Annotated in this window: 24 protein-coding genes; 11 read left to right on the forward strand and 13 right to left on the reverse strand. The window is 62.4% G+C overall.

What is annotated here, in order from left to right:
* Positions 1-445: 445 nt before the first annotated feature.
* Positions 446-682 carry a hypothetical protein gene (locus NLM32_RS32800; RefSeq protein WP_254132855.1) on the forward strand — a complete coding sequence of 79 codons (237 nt, stop codon included), beginning with the start codon at positions 446-448 and terminating at the stop codon, positions 680-682.
* 503 nt (positions 683-1,185) lie between these two features.
* Here the strand turns inward: NLM32_RS32800 and NLM32_RS32805 are convergent.
* The 6 genes from NLM32_RS32805 to NLM32_RS32830 form a co-directional block, all read right to left on the reverse strand.
* Positions 1,186-2,178 (reverse strand): substrate-binding domain-containing protein, encoded by a 993-nt coding sequence (locus NLM32_RS32805; protein WP_254132856.1) that lies wholly within the window; start codon positions 2,176-2,178, stop codon positions 1,186-1,188.
* A gap of 118 nt (positions 2,179-2,296) precedes the next feature.
* Positions 2,297-3,349: an ABC transporter permease gene (locus NLM32_RS32810; RefSeq protein WP_254132857.1), complete on the reverse strand. Its 1,053-nt coding sequence runs from the start codon at positions 3,347-3,349 to the stop codon at positions 2,297-2,299.
* Positions 3,342-4,880 carry a sugar ABC transporter ATP-binding protein gene (locus NLM32_RS32815; RefSeq protein ID WP_254132858.1) on the reverse strand — a complete coding sequence of 513 codons (1,539 nt, stop codon included), beginning with the start codon at positions 4,878-4,880 and terminating at the stop codon, positions 3,342-3,344. The genes NLM32_RS32810 and NLM32_RS32815 overlap by 8 nt, the downstream gene beginning before the upstream one ends.
* 28 nt (positions 4,881-4,908) lie before the next feature.
* On the reverse strand, positions 4,909-5,724 hold the full coding sequence (locus tag NLM32_RS32820; RefSeq protein WP_375143594.1) for an ATP-binding cassette domain-containing protein: 816 nt from the start codon (positions 5,722-5,724) through the stop codon (positions 4,909-4,911).
* Entirely contained in the window at positions 5,700-6,782 is a 1,083-nt protein-coding gene (locus NLM32_RS32825) for an ABC transporter permease (RefSeq protein ID WP_254132860.1), read from the reverse strand. Before NLM32_RS32825 ends, NLM32_RS32820 begins: the two co-directional genes overlap by 25 nt.
* A 121-nt stretch (positions 6,783-6,903) precedes the next feature.
* The gene (locus NLM32_RS32830; RefSeq protein WP_254132861.1) at positions 6,904-7,923 is read right to left on the reverse strand and encodes a sugar ABC transporter substrate-binding protein; all 1,020 of its coding nucleotides are present in this window, start codon (positions 7,921-7,923) and stop codon (positions 6,904-6,906) included.
* 214 nt (positions 7,924-8,137) lie between these two features.
* On the opposite strand from NLM32_RS32830, the gene NLM32_RS32835 reads away from it, so the two are divergent.
* The 5 genes from NLM32_RS32835 to NLM32_RS32855 all read left to right on the forward strand — a co-directional run bounded on the left by NLM32_RS32835 (position 8,138) and on the right by NLM32_RS32855 (position 14,920).
* Positions 8,138-9,373 carry an ROK family transcriptional regulator gene (locus tag NLM32_RS32835; protein WP_254132862.1) on the forward strand — a complete coding sequence of 412 codons (1,236 nt, stop codon included), beginning with the start codon at positions 8,138-8,140 and terminating at the stop codon, positions 9,371-9,373.
* On the forward strand, positions 9,306-10,451 hold the full coding sequence (locus NLM32_RS32840) for a carbohydrate kinase (protein WP_254132863.1): 1,146 nt from the start codon (positions 9,306-9,308) through the stop codon (positions 10,449-10,451). Before NLM32_RS32835 ends, NLM32_RS32840 begins: the two co-directional genes overlap by 68 nt.
* A 51-nt stretch (positions 10,452-10,502) precedes the next feature.
* Positions 10,503-11,981, forward strand: coding sequence for a glucose-6-phosphate dehydrogenase (zwf, locus tag NLM32_RS32845; RefSeq protein WP_254135478.1), 1,479 nt, complete (start codon positions 10,503-10,505; stop codon positions 11,979-11,981).
* Positions 11,982-12,051: 70 nt separating this feature from the next.
* A complete protein-coding gene (gene edd / locus NLM32_RS32850; protein ID WP_254132864.1) occupies positions 12,052-13,881 on the forward strand; it encodes a phosphogluconate dehydratase in 1,830 nt (609 codons plus the stop codon).
* Positions 13,882-14,665: 784 nt separating this feature from the next.
* Positions 14,666-14,920, forward strand: coding sequence for a DUF3551 domain-containing protein (locus NLM32_RS32855; protein ID WP_256561816.1), 255 nt, complete (start codon positions 14,666-14,668; stop codon positions 14,918-14,920).
* 499 nt (positions 14,921-15,419) lie between these two features.
* On the opposite strand, the gene NLM32_RS32860 is transcribed toward NLM32_RS32855, so the two are convergent.
* Positions 15,420-15,587: a hypothetical protein gene (locus NLM32_RS32860; RefSeq protein WP_254132865.1), complete on the reverse strand. Its 168-nt coding sequence runs from the start codon at positions 15,585-15,587 to the stop codon at positions 15,420-15,422.
* Positions 15,588-15,831: 244 nt separating this feature from the next.
* On the opposite strand from NLM32_RS32860, the gene NLM32_RS32865 reads away from it, so the two are divergent.
* Entirely contained in the window at positions 15,832-16,029 is a 198-nt protein-coding gene (locus tag NLM32_RS32865; RefSeq protein ID WP_254132866.1) for a hypothetical protein, read from the forward strand.
* Here the strand turns inward: NLM32_RS32865 and NLM32_RS32870 are convergent.
* From NLM32_RS32870 to NLM32_RS32885, 4 genes are all read right to left on the reverse strand, one after another.
* Positions 16,026-16,418 (reverse strand): VOC family protein, encoded by a 393-nt coding sequence (locus NLM32_RS32870; protein ID WP_254132867.1) that lies wholly within the window; start codon positions 16,416-16,418, stop codon positions 16,026-16,028. The genes NLM32_RS32865 and NLM32_RS32870 overlap by 4 nt on opposite strands.
* A 330-nt stretch (positions 16,419-16,748) precedes the next feature.
* Positions 16,749-16,997: a hypothetical protein gene (locus NLM32_RS32875; protein WP_254132868.1), complete on the reverse strand. Its 249-nt coding sequence runs from the start codon at positions 16,995-16,997 to the stop codon at positions 16,749-16,751.
* Between the two features lie 112 nt (positions 16,998-17,109).
* Entirely contained in the window at positions 17,110-17,358 is a 249-nt protein-coding gene (locus NLM32_RS32880; RefSeq protein WP_254132869.1) for a hypothetical protein, read from the reverse strand.
* Between the two features lie 244 nt (positions 17,359-17,602).
* Positions 17,603-17,863 carry a hypothetical protein gene (locus NLM32_RS32885; protein WP_254132870.1) on the reverse strand — a complete coding sequence of 87 codons (261 nt, stop codon included), beginning with the start codon at positions 17,861-17,863 and terminating at the stop codon, positions 17,603-17,605.
* Between the two features lie 217 nt (positions 17,864-18,080).
* Here NLM32_RS32885 and NLM32_RS32890 point away from each other — a divergent pair, with 217 nt between their 5' ends.
* On the forward strand, positions 18,081-18,266 hold the full coding sequence (locus NLM32_RS32890; protein ID WP_254132871.1) for a hypothetical protein: 186 nt from the start codon (positions 18,081-18,083) through the stop codon (positions 18,264-18,266).
* Positions 18,267-18,338: 72 nt separating this feature from the next.
* Here the strand turns inward: NLM32_RS32890 and NLM32_RS32895 are convergent, their stop codons facing one another.
* Positions 18,339-18,512: a DUF3606 domain-containing protein gene (locus NLM32_RS32895; RefSeq protein ID WP_254132872.1), complete on the reverse strand. Its 174-nt coding sequence runs from the start codon at positions 18,510-18,512 to the stop codon at positions 18,339-18,341.
* 277 nt (positions 18,513-18,789) lie between these two features.
* Here NLM32_RS32895 and NLM32_RS32900 point away from each other — a divergent pair, with 277 nt between their 5' ends.
* The 3 genes from NLM32_RS32900 to NLM32_RS32910 all read left to right on the forward strand — a co-directional run bounded on the left by NLM32_RS32900 (position 18,790) and on the right by NLM32_RS32910 (position 22,662).
* Positions 18,790-19,521, forward strand: coding sequence for a Crp/Fnr family transcriptional regulator (locus NLM32_RS32900; RefSeq protein ID WP_254132873.1), 732 nt, complete (start codon positions 18,790-18,792; stop codon positions 19,519-19,521).
* Positions 19,522-19,704: 183 nt separating this feature from the next.
* Entirely contained in the window at positions 19,705-20,952 is a 1,248-nt protein-coding gene (locus tag NLM32_RS32905; RefSeq protein ID WP_254132874.1) for an NRAMP family divalent metal transporter, read from the forward strand.
* Positions 20,953-21,447: 495 nt separating this feature from the next.
* The gene (locus NLM32_RS32910; protein WP_254132875.1) at positions 21,448-22,662 is read left to right on the forward strand and encodes a mandelate racemase/muconate lactonizing enzyme family protein; all 1,215 of its coding nucleotides are present in this window, start codon (positions 21,448-21,450) and stop codon (positions 22,660-22,662) included.
* Positions 22,663-22,665: 3 nt separating this feature from the next.
* Here the strand turns inward: NLM32_RS32910 and NLM32_RS32915 are convergent, their stop codons facing one another.
* Positions 22,666-22,950 carry a hypothetical protein gene (locus tag NLM32_RS32915; protein WP_375143653.1) on the reverse strand — a complete coding sequence of 95 codons (285 nt, stop codon included), beginning with the start codon at positions 22,948-22,950 and terminating at the stop codon, positions 22,666-22,668.
* Positions 22,951-22,968: the final 18 nt, after the last annotated feature.

A 22,968-nucleotide genomic window follows, 5' to 3' on the forward strand; every position in this document is an offset into this window, starting at 1 on the left:
AGGTTGTGGACTGCGGGCTTTGATAAAATTGTCATGACGACACACGGAACAACACATCAACAGGAAAGCGGATCAATTGTCCACGCGAGAGCGGGCACAACGAATTAACTCGCTCTCCAATGTGGAACTGCAAGCAAGATTTTTCTTTCACCCGGAAGATGCGCTGGAATCCTCGCGACGATTCTGCATTCGTTTGAGAATGAACGCTTTGCTTGGTGTTGCGTAATGCTCGTCCGCGGGCGATCTGCCTATTCGAAATAGGCTCGCTGATTCCTAGCCGGGACTTGCTTGGGAGATGGGATCAACATGCGACAAAACGCCACATCATCCTACGCACTAGGACCGCGAAGCAAATGGAGTCTCCTTGTTGACCAACAACTTCATCAACGCGATAGCAACATTGTTGAGAACGTAGTCCCAGGATGTCGGCGCCCGGTGCGGCGAGATGCTCGAAGCTGCGACGCAGCGCCGAAAGGCAGGCAACATCGAGCAGGTCGGCTCCCGAAGCACAGACATTGTATCCTGCGTTGACAGAATGTCGGTGCGCGCTATTCGCTACAATCCCCGCAGCGCCGCGGTCGACGAGCGCATTAACAATTACGGAAACACCTCGCTGCCCAGGACCGCTTTCGACAATCGCCGGCTCGAATGTTCAAACTGGCGTTTGATGGATTTTTCTTGATCTCCCGGTGCACACGCCATGCACACGCCGCCCTCTAACCACCTGAAAAACTTGAACTCTCGCTCCAATCCATCATGAGGAAGTTTGAGCTATGTCCAGCAACTGATGTCCAATCAGATCCAACCAGCGACTCCTCCGGATCGCGCGATCCGGTAACACTGCCGCAGGTTCAAATCGCGGAGGCGCAACCACCGATACTCACATTCGCTTCAAGTTGCGATCGGACCGAGGCCGCCTCCAGCGTCGCGAACGAAATGATCACCAAGTTTGCTCGCGATAGACGACGCATTTCGCTACTCCGCCTCGCATTTTGCGCTATTGCCACACGGCCTTCCGGCCCGGGCAGGTTGTCCGCTCATATTAGGCCGTCCGGCTCGGAAGCCTAGTAGCTGTGAGGAACGGGCCCATCACAGTCAGTTGTCGGAACCGATAACACAGAGCTGCAGCCGGCGGGCACCGCCACGCCCAGGCGGCGCCCACTGAGCAATGCGCGAAGACCTCGCTCAGTTCTGCATCAGCTGCTTCGCGTTGTCGGGCGTGATCGCGGTGGTCGGCACTGTCACCACGGTCGGCACCTTGTCGGCACAATCGAGCAGGATCGACTTCGCCATGTCGATCGCCTCCGGGCCTCCGGTCGGATAGGTGAAGGTTGCCGCCCACTCGCCTTCCGCAACCGCGCGGATGCCGCCGGCAGGCCCGGGCAAGCCGTCCGTCCCGAGGATCTTCACTTGATCGAGCTTGCCGGCGCCCTTGGCCGCGAGGCGCGCACCGGCGGCCATCATGTCGTTGCTGGCATAGACGGCCTTGATGTTCGGATGGGCTTGGAGCATCGCGGCGAACGCGGTCTGCGCCTTGTCCGGCAGCCAGTCGGCGGCCTGCTCGGCGACGACCTCGACCTTCGGATTGGCCTTCACGCCGGACTTGAAGCCGTTGAGCCGTTCGACGGCGGGCGTCGAGCTCGGCAGGCCCTGGAGCACCGCCACTTCGCCGCCTTGCGGCAAAAGCTTGTCGGCGACGTATTTCCCCGCCTCCTCGGCGATCTTGAAATTATCGCCACCGATAAAGGCAGTATAGTCTTTCCCGGGCTCGCCGACCGTCTTGCGGTCGAGCTCGATGACGGGAATGCCGGCCTTCACGGCCCGCGCGACGACCGGCGTCAGAGGCGCGGCCTCGAACGGCGAGATCAGGATCAGGTCGACCTTCTGGGTGATGAAATTGTCCATCTGCGAGGTCTGCGTGTTCACGTTGCCGGCACCATCGGCAATTTGCAGCTTGAACTGGGGCACCTTCTTCGCCGCCGCGCTGAGCTGGTCGTTGACGTGCTGGCGGTAGGGCTCGGCATTGTTGGCCTGCGAGAAGCCGATGACGAACTCCCCATTCTTGCTGCACTCCTTGACCAGTGGCGCCGCTTGTGCGGCTCCAGTGACGAGCGTCGCCGCGCCGGCACCCAGCACCAGATTGGACCAGAACCTCGCCTTCCTAGATACGCATCGCATGAAATTCACTCCCTGTTTGTTTGCTTGCTTGTCTGTTTGTCTCGATCATTCCGCCACTGACGTGCGGTGCCTCCCGGCGGCTTCGGGTCGCCGCCAGGCCTTTACGTCGCCCTTGCCGTCAACGACCCAATCCCTCGCGACGACGAACGAGGGATTGAAGTACCGCGGCCACAACGATGATCGCACCGGTTGCGAGCAGTTGCAGGGCCGCATTGATATTGTTGAGCTGAAGGATGTTGGCCAATGCGCCGAGCATGATCGCGCCTGCGATCGTGCCGATCATCGAGCCGGCGCCGCCGAATAGGCTGGTACCCCCGATCACCACCGCCGCGATCGCGGTCAATTCATAGCCCGTGCCGTCGTTGGCGCTGCCGAAATTGAACTGTCCGGCGTGGACGATGCCGGCGATGGCCGACACCAGTCCCGTGACTGCGTAGACCGAGATCTTGACCAGCGTGACGGGCACGCCGGAGAGCCGTGCCGCCCGCTCATTACCGCCGACCGCAAAGACATAGCGGCCAAAACGCGTGAAGTTCAGCACGAAAGTGGCAAATATCGCGACAACGAGAAATACCAGTGTCGCGACCGGAACCGTGTTGTCGAACAGCCGGTCACCCAGCACCGAAAAAATCGGCGGCGCTAGACCCGGACCATTGCCGTAGGAGATGTTGATGTACTGATTGTTGGAGATCACCAGCGCCAGGCCGCGCGCGACCTGCAGGCCGGCCAGCGTCACGATGAAGGCTTCGAGGCGGAATCGAGTCGAGATCGCGCCTTGCGCGCAACCAAACAGCGCGCCGCAGGTCATCACGAACAACAGGGTCGGAAGCAGTCCCCAACCCCATGTCGTCATGATCGTAGCGGTGAGCACGCTGCACAGGCTGAGCAGCGCGCCGACCGACAGATCGATGCCCGCCGTGATGATGACGAAAGTCATGCCGACGGCGATGATACCCGTCTCGGAAATCGCCCGAACGATGTTCGCGATGTTGTCCGGCGCCAGGAACAGGATGGAGCCGTGCCGCCGCGGCGAGAAGATGACGCCGCCGATCGCAACGACGATGAGGCCGATGACGCTCTGAAAGCGGACCGCGATGGCGAAGAAATCGAGACGGCGCTTTGGCGTGGACTGCGCTGGCGCGGATTTTACAAACGTTGCGGCGTCATTCATCGCTGTCATCCTGATTGGATTCGGCCACCGCGAGGATGTCGTCCTCCGCGGCACCGGCCGGAAACTCGGCAACCGTACGTCCGGCCTTCAGCACGACGATGCGATCGCATAGGCCGATCAGTTCGGGCATTTCGCTGGAGGCGACGAGAATGCCGACGCCTTGCGCGGCGAGCTCGCGGATGCGGGTATAGATTTCGCCCTTTGCGCCGACGTCCACGCCGCGCGTCGGCTCGTCGAGCAGAAGCAGGCGGGGCTCACCAAGCACCTCTTTGGCAAGCGCGATCTTCTGCTGGTTGCCTCCGGAGAGCGCGCCGACCGCCAGCTCCGGCCGCGGCGGCCGCACGTCGAACGCCTTGATCGCCTGACTGGCGAGCCTCGCCTGGCGTGCTTGCGAGATCAGAAAGAACGGCGACACGCGCCGCAGCACCGAGGCGACGAGATTGCGTTCGACGCTGTCGCGCAGCATCAAACCGGCACCCCGGCGGTCGTCGCTGACAAAGGCGACGCCGGCGCGGCGCGCCTCCGGGATCGAGGTCAACCTGACAGGCCGCTCCCCAACTTCGACGCGGCCCGACCATGCGCCGGGACCGCCCGCGCCATAGAGCGTCGAAAGCAGCTCGGTCCGTCCCGCTCCCATGATGCCGGCAAGGCCGACGACCTCGCCGGCGCGCACATCGAGCGAGACCTCGCGCGGCGCACGCCAACCGGCGCGATCCCGGCGCGGACGATAGGCGGCCCGCTCCAGATGCAGCACACGGCGGCCGAAGGCGCCGCTGCGGCGCGGATAGAGCTCTGCCAAGGGCCGGCCGACGAGCAACGCCACGAGATCGGATTGCGGCGCGGTCGGCGGCACCGTCCCTGCGATCCTGCCGTCGCGCAAGACCGTCACCCGGTCGGCGACGCGCGGGACCTCTTCGAGCCGATGTGAGATGTAGACGATACCGACACCGCGCTGGGCGATGTCGCGCATCACCTGAAACAGCCGCTGCACCTCCACCGCGGTCAACGCAGCCGTCGGCTCGTCCATCACGAGAATTCGCGACGCATAAGTCAGGGCCTTCGCGATCGCGACGATCTGCCGCCGGCCGACCGACAATTCGCCGACCGGCTGATCGACATCTATATCGAATCCGATCTCATCTAGCCGCGCGCGCGCCGCGCGGCGCATCGCGCCACCATCGAGCACGCCTGCCCGCGTCAACTCGCGGCCGAGGAACAAATTGGCGGTCACATCGAGGCTCGGGACGAGATCGAGCTCCTGAAAGATCGTTGCAATGCCCGCGGCCTGCGCCGCGCGTGGATCGGTGAAGCGGACGGCAGCCCCGTCGACGCGGATCTCGCCGTGGTCGGGCGTGACTACGCCGGACAGAACATTCATCAGGGTCGATTTCCCCGCACCGTTCTCACCAAGCAGCGCGTGGACTTCTCCGCTCTTGAGATCGAAATCGACCCCGCGCAGCGCCTGTGCACCGCCAAAACTCTTGACGATGCCACGCATTCCGAGCAGCGGGGTTTGAGAATCCGTGATCATTTCGGCCTCCCACAGGATTCACGCTCGATCACACGACTTCTATCGGTGCCCGCGCGCCGGTCATGAACGCGACAGCGTCCGACATCGTATAGGCCTTGGGATCGATCACGGTGAGCCGCCGACCGAGCCGGTGGATGTGGATGCGGTCGGCGATTTCGAACACATGCGGCATATTGTGGCTGATCAAGACCACCGCAATGCCCCGGCTTCGCACATCGAGGATCAGGTCCAGCACGCGGCGCGATTCCTTGACCCCGAGCGCCGCGGTCGGTTCGTCCATGATCACAACGCGCGAGCCGAATGCTGCAGCCCTCGCCACCGCCACGCCCTGGCGTTGACCGCCCGACAAGGTCTCGACGCGCTGGTTGATACTCTGCACTGTCATGAGGCCAAGCTCGGTGAGCTTCTCGCGAGCGATGCGCTGCATGGCCTTGCGGTCGAGCATGCGGCAGATCGTGCCGAGCGGACCCGCACGACGCAATTCGCGGCCGAGAAACATGTTGTCGGCGATCGACAGGCTCGGAGACAGCGCGAGCGTTTGATAGACCGTCTCAATGCCGGCCGCCTGAGCGTCGAGCGGCGAGCGGAACGCGACCCGCCCACCAGCCAGCCTGATCTCGCCGGCGTCCGGAATGAGTGCGCCCGAAAGCGCACGGATCAGCGATGACTTTCCCGCGCCATTGTCTCCAATCACGGCCAGGATCTCGCCCGGATAGAGATCGAAGTCGGCGTGATCGAGCGCCGTCACGCGGCCGTAGCGCTTGTTCAAGCTGCGCGCCTGTAGCAGCGGCGTCCCCCCGGGGGCGTTCGGTCCTGCGCTCATGCCGACACCTTGCGAATCCATTGATCGAGCGCCACTGCGATGATGATCAACCAGCCGACGGCGAATTCCTGCCAGAGCACGTCGACATCGGACAAGGCGAGCCCGTTGCGAAATACGCCGACAATGAGGGCGCCGATCAGCGTGCCGACAATCGAACCACGCCCGCCGAAGAGACTGGCACCACCGACGACCACCGCCGTGATGCTATCCAGATTGGAGGTCTGGCCAGCCTGCGGGCTGATCGAACCAATGCGCCCGATCAATGCCCACGCACCGAGCGCGCAAATCACGCCGGCGATCACGTAGACGCTGAAAAGGATGCGGTCGGTTCGGATCCCGGAAAGCCGCGCCGCATCGGGATCGTCGCCCACCGCATAGAGATGGCGCCCGAAGGCTGTGCGATTCAGCACGAACCAGATCAATGCCACGAGACCGAGCATGAAGAAGGAGCCGTAGGTGAATCGGGCGCCAAGGATATTCACCGGCGTTCCCAATGCCTGCAGCAGCGGGGCGATTTTCGCCACCTCTTGCGAACGAATGGTCTCGGATGCCGAATACCAGAGATTGAGCGCGAAGAAGATCGACCAAGTTCCAAGCGTTACGATGAAGGGCGGCAGCTTGAGCCGTGTCACGAGCGTACCGTTGATCACGCCGCAACCGGCACCTGCGGCGACGCCAACAAAGAGCGCGACTGGAGCGGGCACCCCTATGGCGACCGCGAGCTTGCCCATGATGACGGAACACAGCACCATGATGGCGCCAACCGACAGATCAATGCCTGCGGTGATCACAATCAGCGTCTGAGCCACCCCGATCACGCCGATGATCGTGACCTGCTGGATAATCAGCGACAGGTTGAACATCGAGAGAAAGCGCGAGCCGACAATGCAACCAAATGCTGCGACAGCAAGCAAGAGCACGATCGCCGGCACCGCCGTCGGATTGGCGTGCAGAAAGTGCTGAAGCTTTTGCACCGGGGATCTTGCACGGACTTCGAATTCGGCCACGCGGCTCTCGCCCTTGTCGAACACAAGCTCGAAAGCCTGGGCAGCGGGACGATTACTGCCGATATCGGTCATGGCCGCTTTCCTCGTTCCATGCAGAGACCTGTCCACCCGATCTCGGGCGAGTTCTCCGGCGCTATCTGGCGCCCGCATCGCGGGCGCCAGTCCTTGCCAGGCGCTACAAGTCGAGGGGTGATCAGCCCCAGCACTTCTTCAACGCGGCTGCGCTGTCGATCGACGGCATCTCGCCGACCGCCTTGTCGGTGACGAGCTCGACACCGGTGTTGACGAAGTCCAGGCCCGGCGAGGCCTTCGGCTTGCCGCCGCCCGACGCGAACGCCTTCACCGCTTCAACGCCTTTCGCCGCCATGAGCAACGGAAATTGCATGGACGTTGCACCAATGACGCCGTCCTTCACGTTGCGCACGCCGGGGCAACCGCCGTCGACCGAAACGATGACCACGTCCTTGTCGCGGCCAACCGCGCGCAAGGCCTCGTAGGCTCCCGCGGCCGCAGGCTCGTTGATGGTATAAACAAGCGAGATGCCGGGATCCTTTTGCAGCAAATTCTCCATGGCCTTGCGGCCGCCCTCTTCGCTGCCGAGCGTCACATCATGGCCAACGATGCGCGCATCCTTTTCGTCGCCGATCTTGGCGGGGTTGCCGAGATCGATGCCGAAGCCCTTCAGAAAGCCCTGATCGCGGGCGACGTCGACCGATATCTGGTTCACGTTCAGGTCCAGCAGCGCGATCTTCGCCGACGCCGCCTTGGCACCCAGCGTTTTGGCGGCCCACTGTCCGATCAATTGACCCGCCATGAAATTATCGGTGGCAAACGTCGCGTCCGCCGCATTCGCCGGGTCGAGCGGAGTATCGAGGGCAATGACCAAAATGCCCGCGGCCCGCGCCTTCTCGACGGCCGGAACGATAGCGCGGGAGTCGTTCGGTGTGATCAGGATGCCTTTAGCGCCGGCGGCGATCAGGCTCTCGATGGCCGCGACCTGGCCTTCATTGTCGCCGTCGACCTTTCCAGCGAAGGACCGCAGCTCCACATCATTTGTCTTGGCCGCCTCTTCGGCACCAGCCTTCATCTTCACGAAGAACGGATTGGTGTTGGTCTTTGTGATGAGCCCGACGATCGGCTTATCGGCAGCGAAGCTGCTGGTGGCACCAAAAACCAGCGCGAACGCCGTGAATAGTCCGAGTGACTGACGCATCTATTCCCTCCCTGAGATCGTTTTGTTCGCCTCGCGGTTTCGACCGCGTGTTTGCGATCCTAGAGAGCGGCAAAGGATCCTGTCAATAAATAAATCATCCCGAGTTATTAATTGACATGTGCTGCCGACTGCCTCCATTGTTGCATCTGACAGCTGGGGATGGACGTGTAGGACCTGTCGCAATGACAGATTCCCAGAGCCTGCGGAGCCGAGGATGGAAGAAACAACACCGGTCTCCGTGGCTGCAGTGACCTTGCCCGGCGACAGCCGCGGCACCACTCAGACCGGCGTGAGGCTGTACAACGAGCGCCTGATCCTTTCCCTCATCCGGCGCCATCGCAGTCTCGCCAAGGTCGAGATCGCGCGCCTCACCGGGCTTTCGACACAAACCACGACCGTGATCATCAATCGGTTGGAAGCCGATGGGCTGCTTCTCCCGGGCGAGCCGCAACGAGGCCGCATCGGCCAACCTTCTGTTCCCTATTCGCTCAACCCGGAGGGCGCCTTCGGCCTCGCGCTCATGATCGGCCGGCGCAGCTCCGACCTGGTATTAATGGACTTCACCGCCGGCATCCGCGCCAGACGACGCATGATCTATTCCTTCCCAGCCCCCGAAGAGATCATGGCATTTGCGGAACGCGAGATGCCGGGTCTTCTCGCCGAATTGCCCGACCCTCGGCATGGTAGGATCAGCGGCATTGGCGTCGCGATGCCATTTGAGCTGTGGAATTGGGAAGCTGATCTGCAGACGCCCCCCGGCGCGCTCGGCAAGTGGCGAGATTTCAACGTTGCCGCTGAACTGTCGCGCCGCTTCGCCCCTTGGCCAGTCCGCGTCTGCAACGACGCGACTGCAGCATGCGCGGCTGAACTGACCTTTGGTGCCGGGGCGGCGCACCGCGATTTCGCGTATTTCTACATTGGCGCATTCATCGGCGGCGGCATCGTTCTGAACGGTAGCCTCTTCCCGGGACGCAGCGGCAATGCCGGAGCGCTCGGCTCCATGCCGATCCTGCGCCGGGAGGAGAATGGAGAGACCAGCCTTCAGCAGCTGATCCGCACGGCGTCCATCTATCAGCTCGAACGCCGGCTGATCGCCGCCGGTCGACGCGGCACGGATATCTGGCTCTCGCCCGACGACTGGTCGAGCTTTGAGGAGCCACTCGATGCGTGGGTCACCGTGGCTGCCGAAGCCCTCGCCCAGGCGACCACCGCACTGCTGGCGGTAATCGACTTCGAGGCCATCATCATCGACGGAGCCTTTCCGATCGACGTGCGCCGGCGCCTCGTTGCGCGGACGAACGAATATTGGGCACGCATGGACCGCCAGGGCCTTACCGATGCCGTGGTGGTGGAAGGCTCGATCGGGCGTGATGCACGCGCGATTGGCGGCGCGGCGTTGCCGTTACTCGCGGCGTTCGCTCGCGACTACGATGTGCTCTTCAAGGAATGAGCATGGTCAACGGCACGGCTCCCCTCCTCCGGCGTACAATTGCTTCTGGCGCAGACACCTTATGCGGCATGCGTCGAGCGGCCTGGAGGATCGTTTCGACCAACAAGATTGCCGCGTCATGATTCTTGTATGCGGCGAAGCGCTCATCGATCTGTTTGTGAAGGCGCCCGGGGAAGCCGAAATGTCGGCACGCGCCGTCACCGGAGGCTCTCCCTTCAATGTCGCGATTGGCCTCGCCCGGCTCGGCGTTCGGACTGCCTTTCTAGGTGGCATCTCGCGCGACCGGTTCGGCTCGTTCCTCGCGGACGGACTTGCACGCGAAGGAGTGGACGATCGGTTTCTCGTCCGCACAGATCGGCTGTCCTCGATTTCAGTCGTGGCGACAACCGACGACGGTCAACCGAACTACGCCTTCCATGGCGAGGGCGCGGCAGATCGTTCGCTTCAGCCAGCCGATCTGCCCGACGAATTGCCCGACGACATTCAGGCCTTGACCTTCGGCTCCTATTCCATGGCCGTTGAACCGGTCGGCACCACTTTTGCCGCGCTCGCCCAACGCGAGCACCGGCGTCGCGTGATCAGCGTTGATCCAAATCTGCGCCCGACCGTCGTCGGCGATATGCAACGCTGGGCCAGCGCTGCGGAACGCTTCTACCGGACCGCCACCATGATCAAGGCGAGTGACGAGGATATCCGCATTGCATGGGGCGGTCGTGTCTCGATCGCCGACGCCGCCGCCTACTGGCTCAATTGCGGAGCGCACCTGGTCGTGGTGACCGAGGGAGCGAAGGGAGCAACCGCCTTTTTTGCCAAAGGCAACGTTTCGGTGCCGGGCCGGCCGGTCGTCGTGCGCGACACTGTGGGCGCTGGCGATACATTCCACGCGGCACTGCTCGCGCAACTCGCCAAAACCGGAAGGTTGCATCCCGATGCGATCGCGACACTGGAGCCGTCGGCGATCGGCGACCTCGTAGCTTACGCGACGACCGCCGCCGCCATCACGGTCTCACGCAGTGGTGCCGATCTGCCGACTGCGGCCGACGTCGCAGCAAGTCTGAATTCACGTCTGAGAGGCTGACAAATGCAGGATGGTGGCATTGGATCGGTTCGAATTGAGGCGGGAGCGCGCATGAAAGGTCGCGTGATCCCGGTGGCTCCCTTTGTCCTGACCGTCTTCGGAGTGACGGGCGACCTTGCACGCCGCAAACTCTTGCCGGCCCTGTTTCGTCGCGACTTCGCGGGCCAGCTGCCGGATGCGGCGACCATTTTCGGCGTCGCACGTGGAGCAATGCCTCGGGATGAATTTCTCGCAATCGTGCGCTCCGCGATTCTCGAACATGTGCCGGAATCGAAAGCAGCCACCGTCGAGTTAGATCGCTTCCTCGCCCGCCTTCACTATGTGGCCGCCGATGCAGAGGGCGAGAACGGATGGAGCGATCTTGCAGCCGCCTTGTCGAACTACGCCGGGCGCATCCAGGTCCACTACCTCGCGACTGCGCCGCATCTGTTCGGATCGATCTGCGAGAGGCTGGGCCACTACGGTCTTGCGGAGGGTGACTCGCGGATCGTGATCGAAAAGCCGATCGGCAACGATGTCGAGTCCGCAGTCCGATTCAATCAAACCGTCGGCAATATCTTCCCGGAGGAGCGCGTCTACCGGATCGATCACTATCTCGGCAAGGAGACGGTGCAGAATCTGATGGCGCTGCGCTTTGCTAACGCTCTGTTTGAGCCGTTGTGGAATGCCGCCCACATCGACCATGTGCAGATCACAGTCGCCGAATCGATTGGCGTGGAAGAACGTGGGGCCTACTACGACAAGTCGGGCGCTCTCCGCGACATGGTGCAGAACCATCTTCTGCAGCTCTTGTGCCTTGTCGCGATGGAGCCGCCATACTCGCTCGAATCCGATGCCGTGCGCGATGAGAAGCTCAAGGTCCTCAAGTCGCTTGAACGGATCGACGAGACAAACGCAGCGCTCCTGACAGTCCCCGGGCAGTACCGTGCCGGTGCATGCAACGGTGTCGCGGTTCCCGGCTACACGGATGAGATCGCCAATCGCCAGAGTACGACCGAAACTTTCGTTGCACTCAAGGCGGCCGTTGCAAATTGGCGCTGGACCGGCGTTCCTTTCTACTTGCGAACTGGAAAGCGGCTGCAACAGCGTAGCTCCGAGATTGTCGTGACGTTCCGGAAAGTCCCTCATTCGATTTTCAATTCGGAGTCAGGAAAGGCCTTGCAGACGCGACTCGTGATCCGCCTGCAGCCGGACGAGGGAATCAAGCTCTGGCTCATGATCAAGGAGCCCGGGCCGGGAGGCATGCGGTTGCAATATACGCCGCTCGACATGAGCTTTGCGGAAGCATTCGACGTCTCGGTGCCGGACGCTTACGAGCGATTGTTGATGGACGTGGTCCGCGGCAACGCCACATTGTTCATGCGCCGGGACGAGGTCGAAGCAGCATGGCAGTGGATCGATCCGATCCGCCAGGCGTGGAGCCTGACCAATGAACTCCCTCGTCCCTACGTCGCCGGCAGTTGGGGCCCCTCCGCTGCCGTCGCGTTGATCGAGCGCGACGGCCGAACCTGGGCCGAGGACGGTCCATGACAACGGCTCGGTCCGCCAATGGTGCAAAGGCGAGCGCTGCAGACGGAATGTTCGTAATTGGGAGGCTTGTATGAGCATCGATGCAAGGGTCAATGCGCGGGTCGCGGAAGTGACGGATCGCATCGCTCGCCGCAGTCATGACAGCCGTGCACGCTATCTCGACCGCATCTCGGCAGCGGCGGCTACGCCGGTGCGACGGCGATTGGGATGCGCCAATCAAGCTCACGCCTTTGCCGCTTGCGGAACACACGACAAGAAGCTGATGCAGGATGGCCACGTTCCCAGTCTTGGAATTGTCACGGCCTACAACGATATGCTGTCGGCCCATCAGCCCTACGAACGTTTTCCTGAGTTGATCCGCCAAAGCGCACGCGAAGCCGGTGGTGTTGCCCAGGTCGCGGGTGGCGTTCCGGCGATGTGCGACGGAATTACGCAAGGCGAAGCAGGAATGGAACTCTCGCTGTTTTCGCGGGACGTCATCGCCTTGTCCACCGCAGTCGCGCTGTCGCATCAGACCTTCGATGCTGCGGTGTTTCTCGGCATTTGCGACAAGATCGTGCCTGGCCTTGTCATCGGCGCGCTCTCGTTCGGGCATTTACCCGCCGTCTTCATTCCGTCCGGTCCGATGACCTCGGGCCTTGGCAACGAGGCAAAGGCGAAAATCCGTCAAGACTACGCGGAAGGAAAGCTCGGTCGCGAAGCTCTCTTGGAAGCCGAGGCGCAGGCCTATCACGGCCCCGGGACCTGCACCTTCTACGGCACGGCTAACACCAACCAGATGCTGATGGAGATCATGGGGCTGCAATTGCCGGGCGCATCCTTCGTGAACCCAAATACGCCCTTGCGCGATGAGCTGACCCGCACGGCCGCCAAGCGAGCACTGAGTCTCACTGCGCTCGGCAATCAATATTCCCCGATCGGTCGCATGCTTGATGAACGCGCTTTCGTCAACGGCATCATCGGACTGCACGCGACCGGCGGTTCGACCAATCTGACGCTCCATATGGTTGCGATGGGTGCCGCGGCCGGCCTCACCCTCACCTGGGACGATTTCGCCGACCTCGCGTCGGTGACCCCGCTGATCGCGCGCATCTATCCCAACGGCTCGGCAGACGTGAATCATTTTCACGCAGCCGGTGGGATGAGCTTGCTGATGCGGGAATTGCTGGCAGCCGGGCTTCTGCACCGTGACGTCACAACCGTTTGCGGCGACGGACTCGAAGCCTACCTGCAGGAGCCGGCGCTCGGCGTCGAGGGCACGTTGACCTGGCACGACGGACCGGTCGCAAGCGGCGATCCAGCCGTGCTGCGAGGGACAACTGAACCGTTCCAAACAACGGGCGGCCTTCGGGTCTTGACCGGCAATCTCGGACGCGCCGTCATCAAGACATCAGCGGTCGCGAGCGAGCGCCACATCATTGAGGCGCCTGCACGCGTTTTCCATTCCCAGAACAATCTGCAAAAGGCCTTCGCTGCAGGTGAGCTCGTAGGCGATTTTGTTGCAGTGGTGCGCTTTCAGGGCCCAAAGGCCAACGGCATGCCGGAGCTGCACAAGCTCATGCCGCCGCTCGGCTCCCTTCAGGATCGCGGCCTGAAGGTCGCGCTTGTGACGGATGGGCGACTTTCAGGTGCCTCCGGCAAGGTTCCTGCAGCCATCCACGTCACTCCGGAAGCGGCAGACGGCGGCGCCATTGCACGGATCCGCGACGGCGACGTCGTTCGGCTCGACGCCGCCGCCGGCCGGCTTGAGGTGCTCGTCGATTCGAGCGAGTGGGCCAACCGAGCCGTCGCGCGAGCCGATCTCTCGGCAGCGCATGTCGGTGTCGGTCGCGAACTCTTCAGCTTCTTCCGCGAGCGGGTCAGTTGCGCAGATACCGGCGCGAGTGTTTTTGCGGGTTGAAGCCGCGAGGCGGCGACAGCAATCTCGCCTTGTTGGATTTGAAAAGCAGGTCGCTGTGAAGAGCTTCGTCTTGATTCTTCGGTGCGTCCGTCGTGCAGCCGCCGCCCTTTTTCGCCGGAAAAATCCGATGTTAAGCGTCAATAATTCCTGGTTGCGCGGCCTCGAATTTGTTCGCGCCTATGCATTCACTGGAGCTCCCAGACCCCGGTTCAGAACGCTTGTTCACATCAGTTGTGATGCGATTTTTCTCGATCTCTCGGTGCACACGTCATGCACACGCCACCCGCTAACCAATTGAAACGCTTAAACTCTCGCTCCAGTCCATCATTGGAACAACTAACGCAACAGGCTCGTCCAAGCCGCATGCATGAATCAGAAGCGTCAGCACCATACGGCCGCTAGCCGTGAGGCTCTCTATCAGAACAACTGATAAGGTTTCGGCAATTTTCTTTTTGGTCAGCGAGCGACCTCTGTTTCGCGTAAAATCCTATTAGCCTACCGAAAGGCGCCCCTACCATTTTTCCTTGTCAGTCTTCAATGAACGATCCTGGCCGAAGTGCGAGATTTGGCCTCATACCATGACGCGAGGCGTTCGCGCGAACTAACTATGGTTGGATCCCGATAGATCCATCGGTTAGAACACCTAGTGGAATCAAACAAGGTCCGCGGCGGATTACTCCACGCGGGCAGAACCAAACTTGCCGATGATGTGATCCTGCCGGTGTTTCGTCCGACCGTACCAAAGCTTATGTTGAAACGAATTCGCAAATCCCGGAGTACCATCATGCGCGCGCTTCCCACTCTCCTGTTGATCGGGATCACAATGGCTGTGGCCGCTCCGGCCTCAGCGCAACGGTTCGCCGGCAATGCGCCGGTGTGCCTGCAGAGGTGGCAGTGGGGCGGCTCCAGCTACATCACGTGCCAGTACAATACGTGGGACGAATGTCGCGCGACCGCTTCGGGTCTTTCCGCCATGTGCCTGCAAAACCCCTATGTGCCGCAGCCGCCGTATCCGGAGCGCGGTCCGCGTTATCGATAGGGTCTTCCGACTGTAATCGTCGTGTCAGATTCATCGATTTAACTCTCGCCACCGGTCCCATGCCGCGCGTGGACCGGTTGGAATGGGAATGGGGGCCTTGGCGCATGCAAGCGACGCCGGGGCCCTTTTTGATTACTCCCGAATAACCCTCTCGAAAATCGATCAAGTCATCCGAGACCCTGCGGGAACAGGCCTGTCGGCACAGCATCCGATGACATGAAACAGGCCGCCGAACGGCCCTACCCGGGTCCGCCGATGAGCTTGTCGAAGCCCACCAAAGCGCCAAAGGCGATCCCGGTGACGACAATAAAGGCAGCAAAATACCAGATGCGGTTCATGCGGGACTAACCCGCACGCAGCCGAATGGTTCTGGGGAGCAAGCTCTCCGCCCGTCTGGTGGTCTAGGCCGAGGTTCGGACGGAGAGCTGCGCGCCGGGCCCCCGTCGCATGACAATGCTAGGAACGTGCCATGACAGTGGTGTGAAATTTTCGGCGCAGCTCAGTGGACGTTGATCCTGTCCAGAGGAAGCCGAAGTTCGGCCGCGCGCTCCGCCTGATCCCTCTTGCGGAACTCGGTTTCGACCTGTTCGAACCTGGCAAATTCCTTCTGCGCTGCCTCCAGGAGGCGATTGCGCCGGTCTGAATCACGCTGCGTGCTTTCCGACATGATCAGACTCCCCAAGCTACTCACAGGACCTGTCCCAGATAGACTGGACACCGCGAAAAAGGTTCGACGGAGATGGCGGATTTATGACGGCGCTCTGTTGACCCATATGCCTCACGGCAGCGGAGCATGCGTCCCGCGCAGGCTGATCAAACTCTTCCGATGATGGCATTGTGCAGGTGTTTTGCCCGACGTGTCAAACGAACGAAGCCACACGGCCCGCGTTGACCGGTCCGGAGGATCGGCCATGACATCAAGCCTGACACAAAAAACCTCGCGCAATTTGCCGGGACCCGAGCCGCGCAAGGACAGCGAACGCGTCACGCGCGAGGCGATCATCGCGGATGCCGACAAGACCGACGGCGACGACCGCGATCTCGTTCACGGCGACGGCGGCACCCTCGACATGCCGACGAAGCCCGGCGATCTCTCGCGGGACGATTAGCGTTTCGCGTCTGTCCGCGCGCGTGCGCGGAGCCGGCTCGGCCAACCGACACGGACCAGCGTCTCGTCCGGATCGGAGAGCGCGAATTCGTACATTCCCCACGGCTTGTCTTCGGGTGATTGCCGGAATTCGCGCGCGGCAGCGTCGACATCCTCGAGGTAGAGATAGAGCCCGAACGGATTCCTGCCCGGCGTGAGCCATCCCTCGACCGCGTCCGTCAGATGCAGATACCCGCCCTTCGCGTTCGCGAGCATGCGATAGGTATCGGGCTCTCCCAGAGCCGGCCTTTCGCTGTCCGGGCGCACAAAGCCCAGCCGATTGTAGAACCGCTCCGACGCATCGAGGTCATTGCACGGCAGGATCGCGATCAAGGCTCCGGAAGGGCTCATCCGTGCACTCCAAGTCAAACACTTCAAGTCAAACCGGCAAAATCACCGGCCATTCCAAAACCCGTTTTATCGCGTCGCGTCTGCCTGCGCAAAAAAGCCCGCGGCGGATTTCTCCACGCGGGCCGAACTCTTTCGATGATGCGGTTGTGCCGGTGTTTTGCCCGACGTGTCAACGCGACCGGACGGCCCCGGCGCGGACGGGGGGCTCGGGCGCCGGAGCCGCCATTCCAGGCCGGTCGATCGGCGGGAAGACCGGCCACATAACAAAGTCGCGTCCGGAACCGAAAGTTCCCGGCGAAGGCACTATGATTTTAAGGACGCGACAATCGCTCACGCGGCGTGCGACATCGCCGCTGCGCGCCCTTCCCGTTCCTGCAGCATGGCGATCGAGGCGCGCAGATTGTCCCTGCGCGACCGCAAGGCCTGGGCCAGCATCGAATAGGTGGGACTGCGGGGGTCGGCATTGCCGGCGTTGCGCTCCTCCTCGGCAATGTCGCTGTCGAGCATCTGGATCCGCCAGCGCAGATCGGAGATCAGAGCGTGGAGCGCGGTCGCTTCGAAACGGGACGTTGACTGCATGGGATCGCCTCAATCTGAAACGGCTCGATGGGCCGGGCCGTGATGAAGACGTCATGCAGCAAGAGCGATGCCAGCTCGCTTCGAGGGGAACCGGAGCAAGAGCTAGAGCCTCTCACTCCTCCTTCAGCTTCCGCTCGATGTAAGCATCCACCGTCTCGGCGAATGAGCGCTGCACGCCGACCGAGGTGACATGCAGCTCGAGCGCGTCCTGCTGGAGTGCGCGCAGGCCACGGCTGCGCGCGCTGACCGGCGCCATCGCGACATAATCGTCGATGGCGCTCATCGCGAGCGGAATGCCCTTCGGGTCTCCTCGCGCGATCAGCAGCCGCAGAAAGCTCAGGCAATCAGCCAGGCCCGGCATGGGTCGGTCTCTCAGCCTTGCTGCGATTTCGACTTCGGCTTCCTGACGGGCTGGGTATGGGTGCCGAACAGTGCCAGCAGCAACGCGACTTCTTCCTTCGAACCGACCTGGATCATGATGATCTCCTTTTCGCTCCGTTGGTCGGATCCAACGGCTAAGGCGTTCAGGACGATCTGGTTTCAGGAATGTTTCAGTTCTGTTTCGTCCTCAGGAACGGCCGCATCGCGCAGGGCCGACGCGCGCGTCAGACGTTCGGCTGCCACCCGATAATCGCACCGACGAGGCAGAGTAGCGCGCCGAAGGCCGTGCCGACCATCTGCATCCAGTACCGGATCGGCATGGTGTCGCGGTAAAATTCCTGCCGCGACCAGCGCGACCAGTCCCACCAATCATCGCTGACGAACAGGATCTTCCGCTCGACATAGCCGTACCAGGCCTTGCGGGCGCAATAGATGCTGATCCCGATTGCAGCGAATCGATAAAGGAGATCGAGCGCGGGGTTCATGCAAGCATCCGTTCGGCAGGCCGGGCACGGAAGCCGTGGCCACAGCTCCGCCTGTCTTGGTGTCGCCGGCGGGGATGCAGGTTCAATCGCGGTCGCGCGCCCGGCACAGGTTTTACCGGACGGGTCAAATTTTAATCGAATGCTTGGAAGCGGATTCGGCGGAACGAAATGTCTTCGCGCCATGCTGGCACACACGCGCTCCGAGGAGAGATGTGCGATGTATTACGTCGCCGCCGCATTGCTGGGACTGTCAGGGTTGTTCTATTCAGCGAGCCATCACGAGCTCGGCCAGTTCGGCGCGAACGTGTGCAGCTATGGCGGCCCCTTCTGCGACAATCCGGTGGTCGTCTTCACCGGTGCCGCGCTCGCTGCCGCCTGGGGCATGTTCGTCAGCATCAAGTAGGCGTCCATCACGGCCGCAGCTGGTGATCGCAACCTGGTGATCGCACGCGCCGCGCCTGACCGGCGGGCCGGCTCAGGCCGCCAGCTCCTTGCGGACGGCGGCGGCCGAATTGCCGACCTTGTCGACGGCCCGTTGCAGCTTCTCCCTGGAGACGCCGAGCGCGTGGGTCCAGTATTTGACCTCCCAGGCCTCGTGCATGTTGATCTTGCTGCGGTCCGGCTGCTCGCGCTTCGTCAGATGGTCCATCGCCACGTCCTCCCTCGCAGAGAAGAACGCCACCCGGCACCCGCCGTTCCGAAACGGATCGGCGGCGCGGGGCATCGCGCGCTGGGGATCGGGATGTCCCGTCGCGCACACCGCGAGGCCTGCCGCGCTTAACATTTGTTGTGTTTGCGCCTCTCGCTAACCCATCGTCCACAATGTTGAGAAGCCGGTCCGGCGTCACTTAACCTTTGTTGTCAACAGCACGGCGGGGTCTGTGCTTTTTGGCCATCACGCGTCCAGGCGCGTGGGGGTGAAGGACGTGACAAGCGACAATATCTGGGCGCCGCTGTTTCAGCGCCTGAAGACGACGACCGGGGCGGACGACAAGGACCTGCAAGCTTTCGCGGCGCTGCCGTTCACACTCCGTCACTATCGCGAAAACCAGACGGTGCTGCGCGACGGCGAACAGCCGAACGAATGCTGCCTGATCGCCGTCGGCTTCTGCGCCCGCTCCAAGACCATCGCGGACGGAAGGCGCCAGATCCTGTCGATCCACATTCCCGGCGACCTGCCCAACCTGCAAAACCTGCACTTTCCGACCGCCGACCATGATCTGATCGCGCTATCCGACTGCACGCTGGCCTTCATCGCCCACAAGGCGCTGAACGACCTCATTGGCGCGCGGCCCGGCGTCGGCGTCATGTTCTGGCGCGACACGCTGGTGGATGCCGCGGTGTCCCGGGAATGGATCGTCAATGTCGGCCAGCGCTCGACCCACAACCGGCTTGCGCACCTGATCGTCGAGTTGCGCGAGCGGCTGCGCCTGATCGGCCGCGTGATCGACAACACCTTTGCAATCCCGCTGACGCAGGAGCAGTTCGGCGAAGCCATGGGCGTGACCAGCGTTCACACCAACCGCATCCTGCGCGAGCTCCGCATCGACGGCGTTCTGGAGCTTCAGCGCGGCACGGTACGGATTCTCAACGAGCACAAGCTGCAGGAGCTCGCCCAGTTCGACGGCCGCTACCTGCATTTGTCGCCGTCGTCCTAGACGGAGCGGCCATCGGAGAGCGGCCACGGCCACGGCATGTCGCTGGCCCGCCCAGGAACTTTCCGGCTATGATCGCGCTTAGGCCTTGAATTCGCAATTTCCGGAAGGTCAGCCCTGTCGAACCGATCGCAACATCGCCCCACCAAGCACGAGCGCACCGACGCGCCGGCGAAGTCCGCTCCGATGCTGCTGCAGCGGCTCGGTCCCGGGCTCATCACCGGCGCGGCCGACGACGATCCGTCGGGCATCGCCACCTATTCGCAGGCCGGCGCGCAATTCGGCTACGGGCTGCTCTGGACGATATTCCTGACCCTGCCGTTCATGATCGCGATCCAGCTCGTCAGCGCGCAGATCGGCCGGGTCACCGGCAAGGGGTTGGCCGCCAACGTCCTGCAGCTCGCACCGCGCTGGATCGTGATGGGGCTCGTGGCGCTGCTCGTCGTCGCCAACACCTTCAACATCGCCGCCGACATCGCGGCGATGGCGGAGGCGCTTTCGCTGGTCATCGGCGGGCTCAATCACGAGCACGCGCTGATCTTCGCGGCCGGATCGACCCTGCTCCAGGTGTTCGTGCCCTATCGACGCTATTCGCCGGTGCTGAAATTCCTGACGCTGACGCTGTTCGCCTATGTCGCCACCGCCTTCACCGTGAACATCCCGTGGAGCACGGCGCTGCTTGCCACGGTGTGGCCGAAGGCGACCGTCAACGCCGATTATCTCATGATGGTGGTCGCGGTCCTCGGCACCACCATCAGCCCCTATCTCTTCTTCTGGCAGGCCTCCCAGGAGGTCGAGGAGATGAACCAGGGCACGCGCGACAAGCCGCTGCGCGACCTGCCGAGCGGCGGCGATCCCGAGATCGCGCGCATCAGGGCCGACACCACCGTCGGCATGCTGCTGTCGAACGGCATCGCGTTCTTCATCATCCTGACCACGGCGTCGGTGCTGAACGCCAACGGCGTCACCAACATCAATTCGGCGACGGAGGCGGCCGAGGCGCTGCGGCCGCTCGCCGGCAACTTCACCTTCGCGCTGTTCGCGCTCGGCATCATCGGCACGGGCCTGCTGGCGATCCCGGTGCTGGCGGGCTCGGCGGCTTACGGCGTTGCGGAAATCTTCGGCTGGCGTGCCACGCTGGAGGCAAAGCCGGAGAAGGCGGTGGGCTTCTACACCATCATCGCAGCCGCGACCGTGATCGGCTTCGGCCTCGGCTTTACCGGCATCAGCGCAATCCACATGCTGGTGTGGAGCGCCGTGCTCAACGGCATCGTCGCCGTCCCGATCATGGCCATGATGATGTTGATCGTCTCGAACGAGGCCATCATGGGGCGGTTCAAGGCCCGCTCCTGGCTCATTGTGCTCGGTTGGCTCGGCACCGCGCTGATGGCGCTGGCCGTCCTTGCCCTGCTCGGCTCGTCCGCGATCGGTTAGAGCGGCGACAGCGCCGCCGAAATCTGCGACGCGATGACGAAGGCCGCGAACACGGCCGGCACGCTGATGAACCGCAAGAACTGGTCGACCGAAAGCATTGTTGTCTCCCCCAAGACAAAGCGCCCTCGCACGTGCGCGCTACTCCACCCCTTGCGCGACGTGCTGATCGGCTGTCAGCAACCGATCGGAAACGGCGGCTCCGCTGATCGTGAGGAGCGCCAGAACCGAAATCATGGCCAAGAACTGCATGCCCCTTGATCGGTTCCGATTGTGGCCAAAAACGTCTGGGCTTGGCGCAATTTCGGGACGATCCAGAGAAACATTCATGATCACCCGGAATCCCCGGGCTTTCCGCCACACCGCCGAAAAACGACACCTGGCCAAGCGCTTGCAGGCTTCACGGCCGTCGGTCGTTAGCCTAACAATTGTGGCTGGGCCCGAGCTTGCGCCCGGACCACAAAACCAACAACGCCCGGCCGGGCGACAGGGAGCGACATGACAAAATCATCAAAAGCAACAAGTCTCGAAATCCTCGCTTGCGACGCCGGCTGGAGAAACTACCACTTCGTCAAGGTGACGACGGAAGAAGGCATCGTCGGCTGGAGCGAGTTCGACGAAGGCTTTGGCTCGCCCGGCGTGGGCGCTGCGATCCAACGCCTGTCCGCCCGCGTCATCGGCCAGAATGTCTTTCAGCACGAGCGCATCTTCGCCGAACTGTTTGCCGCCACCCGACCCGCGGCCGGCGGTGTCGTGGCGCAAGCGCTGGGCGCCATCGAGAATGCATTGCTCGATGCCAAAGCGAAATGCCTGGGCGTTCCCTGCTACGAACTCCTTGGCGGCAAGATCCGCGACCGTGTTCGGGTCTATTGGTCGCATTGCGCGACCTGGCGGATCAATCATCCGTCCTGGTACAAGCCGCCGATCGAAAATCTCGACGGCGTCAAGGCGATGGGCCGCGAGGTACGCGAGAAGAAGTTCACCGCGCTCAAGACCAACATCTTTTCCTATGACGACGGCAAACCGACCGGCTGGCGGCCCGGCTTCGGTTCGCCTTTTGCACCCGAGATCAATGTCGACCGCAAGATCCTGCGCGACTTGCGCACGCATCTGGAAGCGATCCGCGACGGCGCGGGTCCCGACGTCGACATCCTGCTCGACTGCAACTTCAACGCCAAGACCGAAGGCTATTTGAAGATCCTTCGCACGATCGCCGACCTCGACATGTTCTGGATCGAGATCGACAGCTTCAACCCGCAAGCCCTCGGCTATATCCGCAGGCAGAGTCCGCATCCGATCTCGTCCTGCGAGACGCTATTGGGCCTGCGCGAATTCCTGCCCTATTTCCACGAGCAGGCGATGGATGTGGCGATCATCGACACACCCTGGAACGGCGTGTGGCAATCGATGAAGATCGCCTCAGCCGCGGAAGCCTTTGAGGTCAACGTCGCGCCGCATAATTTCTACGGCCATCTCTGCTCGATGATGAACGCGCATTTCTGCGCGGCGGTGCCGAACCTGCGCATCATGGAGATCGACATCGACCGCCTCGCCTGGGACCGCGAGCTATTCACGCATGAGCCGGAGATCCAGAACGGTCACCTGATCATTCCGGACCGTCCGGGCTGGGGTACCGAGCCAAATGAGGAAGCCTTGCGCGCCCATCCGCCAAAGACGACAGGCGGGCTTCTCAGCTACGGCCGCAAGAATTGACGCTCACGGCGTTACAGGATTGACGGTCGGGGACGTCTTCGGCCCCGGCCGCTCCGGCTCGACCGGCGATTTTGGTTCGGTCGGAAGCACCTTGGCGCCTGCTGCGTGAGCGGCTTCACCCGTGGTCGCATACATTGCGACGTGAGCCGGCTGCGTCTTGGCACGGCTCCACGGCCCATGGTCGACGACCAACATCGCGGCAATCGTCAAGGCGGCCACAATCATCGCGATCACGCCGGGATGGCGAAGCGCTGAGGACATGGAGTTTGCGAAGCGGCCAGTTGTCATCGAAAGACCCATCATTTT

The sequence above is a fragment of the Bradyrhizobium sp. CCGUVB14 genome (assembly GCF_024199935.1).
GTDB lineage: Bacteria > Pseudomonadota > Alphaproteobacteria > Rhizobiales > Xanthobacteraceae > Bradyrhizobium.

Coding starts and splice junctions, on each gene's coding strand:
- NLM32_RS32860 (WP_254132865.1), bottom strand. CDS start 15,587: ATGTCGGAAAGCACGCAGCGTGATTCAGACCGGCGCAATCGCCTCCTG.
- NLM32_RS32830 (WP_254132861.1), bottom strand. CDS start 7,923: ATGCGTCAGTCACTCGGACTATTCACGGCGTTCGCGCTGGTTTTTGGT.
- NLM32_RS32890 (WP_254132871.1), top strand. CDS start 18,081: ATGTATTACGTCGCCGCCGCATTGCTGGGACTGTCAGGGTTGTTCTAT.
- edd (WP_254132864.1), top strand. CDS start 12,052: ATGAGCATCGATGCAAGGGTCAATGCGCGGGTCGCGGAAGTGACGGAT.
- NLM32_RS32880 (WP_254132869.1), bottom strand. CDS start 17,358: ATGCCGGGCCTGGCTGATTGCCTGAGCTTTCTGCGGCTGCTGATCGCG.
- NLM32_RS32915 (WP_375143653.1), bottom strand. CDS start 22,950: ATGACAACTGGCCGCTTCGCAAACTCCATGTCCTCAGCGCTTCGCCAT.
- NLM32_RS32820 (WP_375143594.1), bottom strand. CDS start 5,724: ATGGATTCGCAAGGTGTCGGCATGAGCGCAGGACCGAACGCCCCCGGG.
- NLM32_RS32875 (WP_254132868.1), bottom strand. CDS start 16,997: ATGCAGTCAACGTCCCGTTTCGAAGCGACCGCGCTCCACGCTCTGATC.
- NLM32_RS32835 (WP_254132862.1), top strand. CDS start 8,138: ATGGAAGAAACAACACCGGTCTCCGTGGCTGCAGTGACCTTGCCCGGC.
- NLM32_RS32855 (WP_256561816.1), top strand. CDS start 14,666: ATGCGCGCGCTTCCCACTCTCCTGTTGATCGGGATCACAATGGCTGTG.
- NLM32_RS32810 (WP_254132857.1), bottom strand. CDS start 3,349: ATGAATGACGCCGCAACGTTTGTAAAATCCGCGCCAGCGCAGTCCACG.
- NLM32_RS32805 (WP_254132856.1), bottom strand. CDS start 2,178: ATGCGATGCGTATCTAGGAAGGCGAGGTTCTGGTCCAATCTGGTGCTG.
- NLM32_RS32885 (WP_254132870.1), bottom strand. CDS start 17,863: ATGAACCCCGCGCTCGATCTCCTTTATCGATTCGCTGCAATCGGGATC.
- NLM32_RS32895 (WP_254132872.1), bottom strand. CDS start 18,512: ATGGACCATCTGACGAAGCGCGAGCAGCCGGACCGCAGCAAGATCAAC.
- NLM32_RS32870 (WP_254132867.1), bottom strand. CDS start 16,418: ATGAGCCCTTCCGGAGCCTTGATCGCGATCCTGCCGTGCAATGACCTC.
- NLM32_RS32910 (WP_254132875.1), top strand. CDS start 21,448: ATGACAAAATCATCAAAAGCAACAAGTCTCGAAATCCTCGCTTGCGAC.
- zwf (WP_254135478.1), top strand. CDS start 10,503: ATGAAAGGTCGCGTGATCCCGGTGGCTCCCTTTGTCCTGACCGTCTTC.
- NLM32_RS32800 (WP_254132855.1), top strand. CDS start 446: ATGCTCGAAGCTGCGACGCAGCGCCGAAAGGCAGGCAACATCGAGCAG.
- NLM32_RS32815 (WP_254132858.1), bottom strand. CDS start 4,880: ATGATCACGGATTCTCAAACCCCGCTGCTCGGAATGCGTGGCATCGTC.
- NLM32_RS32865 (WP_254132866.1), top strand. CDS start 15,832: ATGACATCAAGCCTGACACAAAAAACCTCGCGCAATTTGCCGGGACCC.
- NLM32_RS32825 (WP_254132860.1), bottom strand. CDS start 6,782: ATGACCGATATCGGCAGTAATCGTCCCGCTGCCCAGGCTTTCGAGCTT.
- NLM32_RS32905 (WP_254132874.1), top strand. CDS start 19,705: ATGCTGCTGCAGCGGCTCGGTCCCGGGCTCATCACCGGCGCGGCCGAC.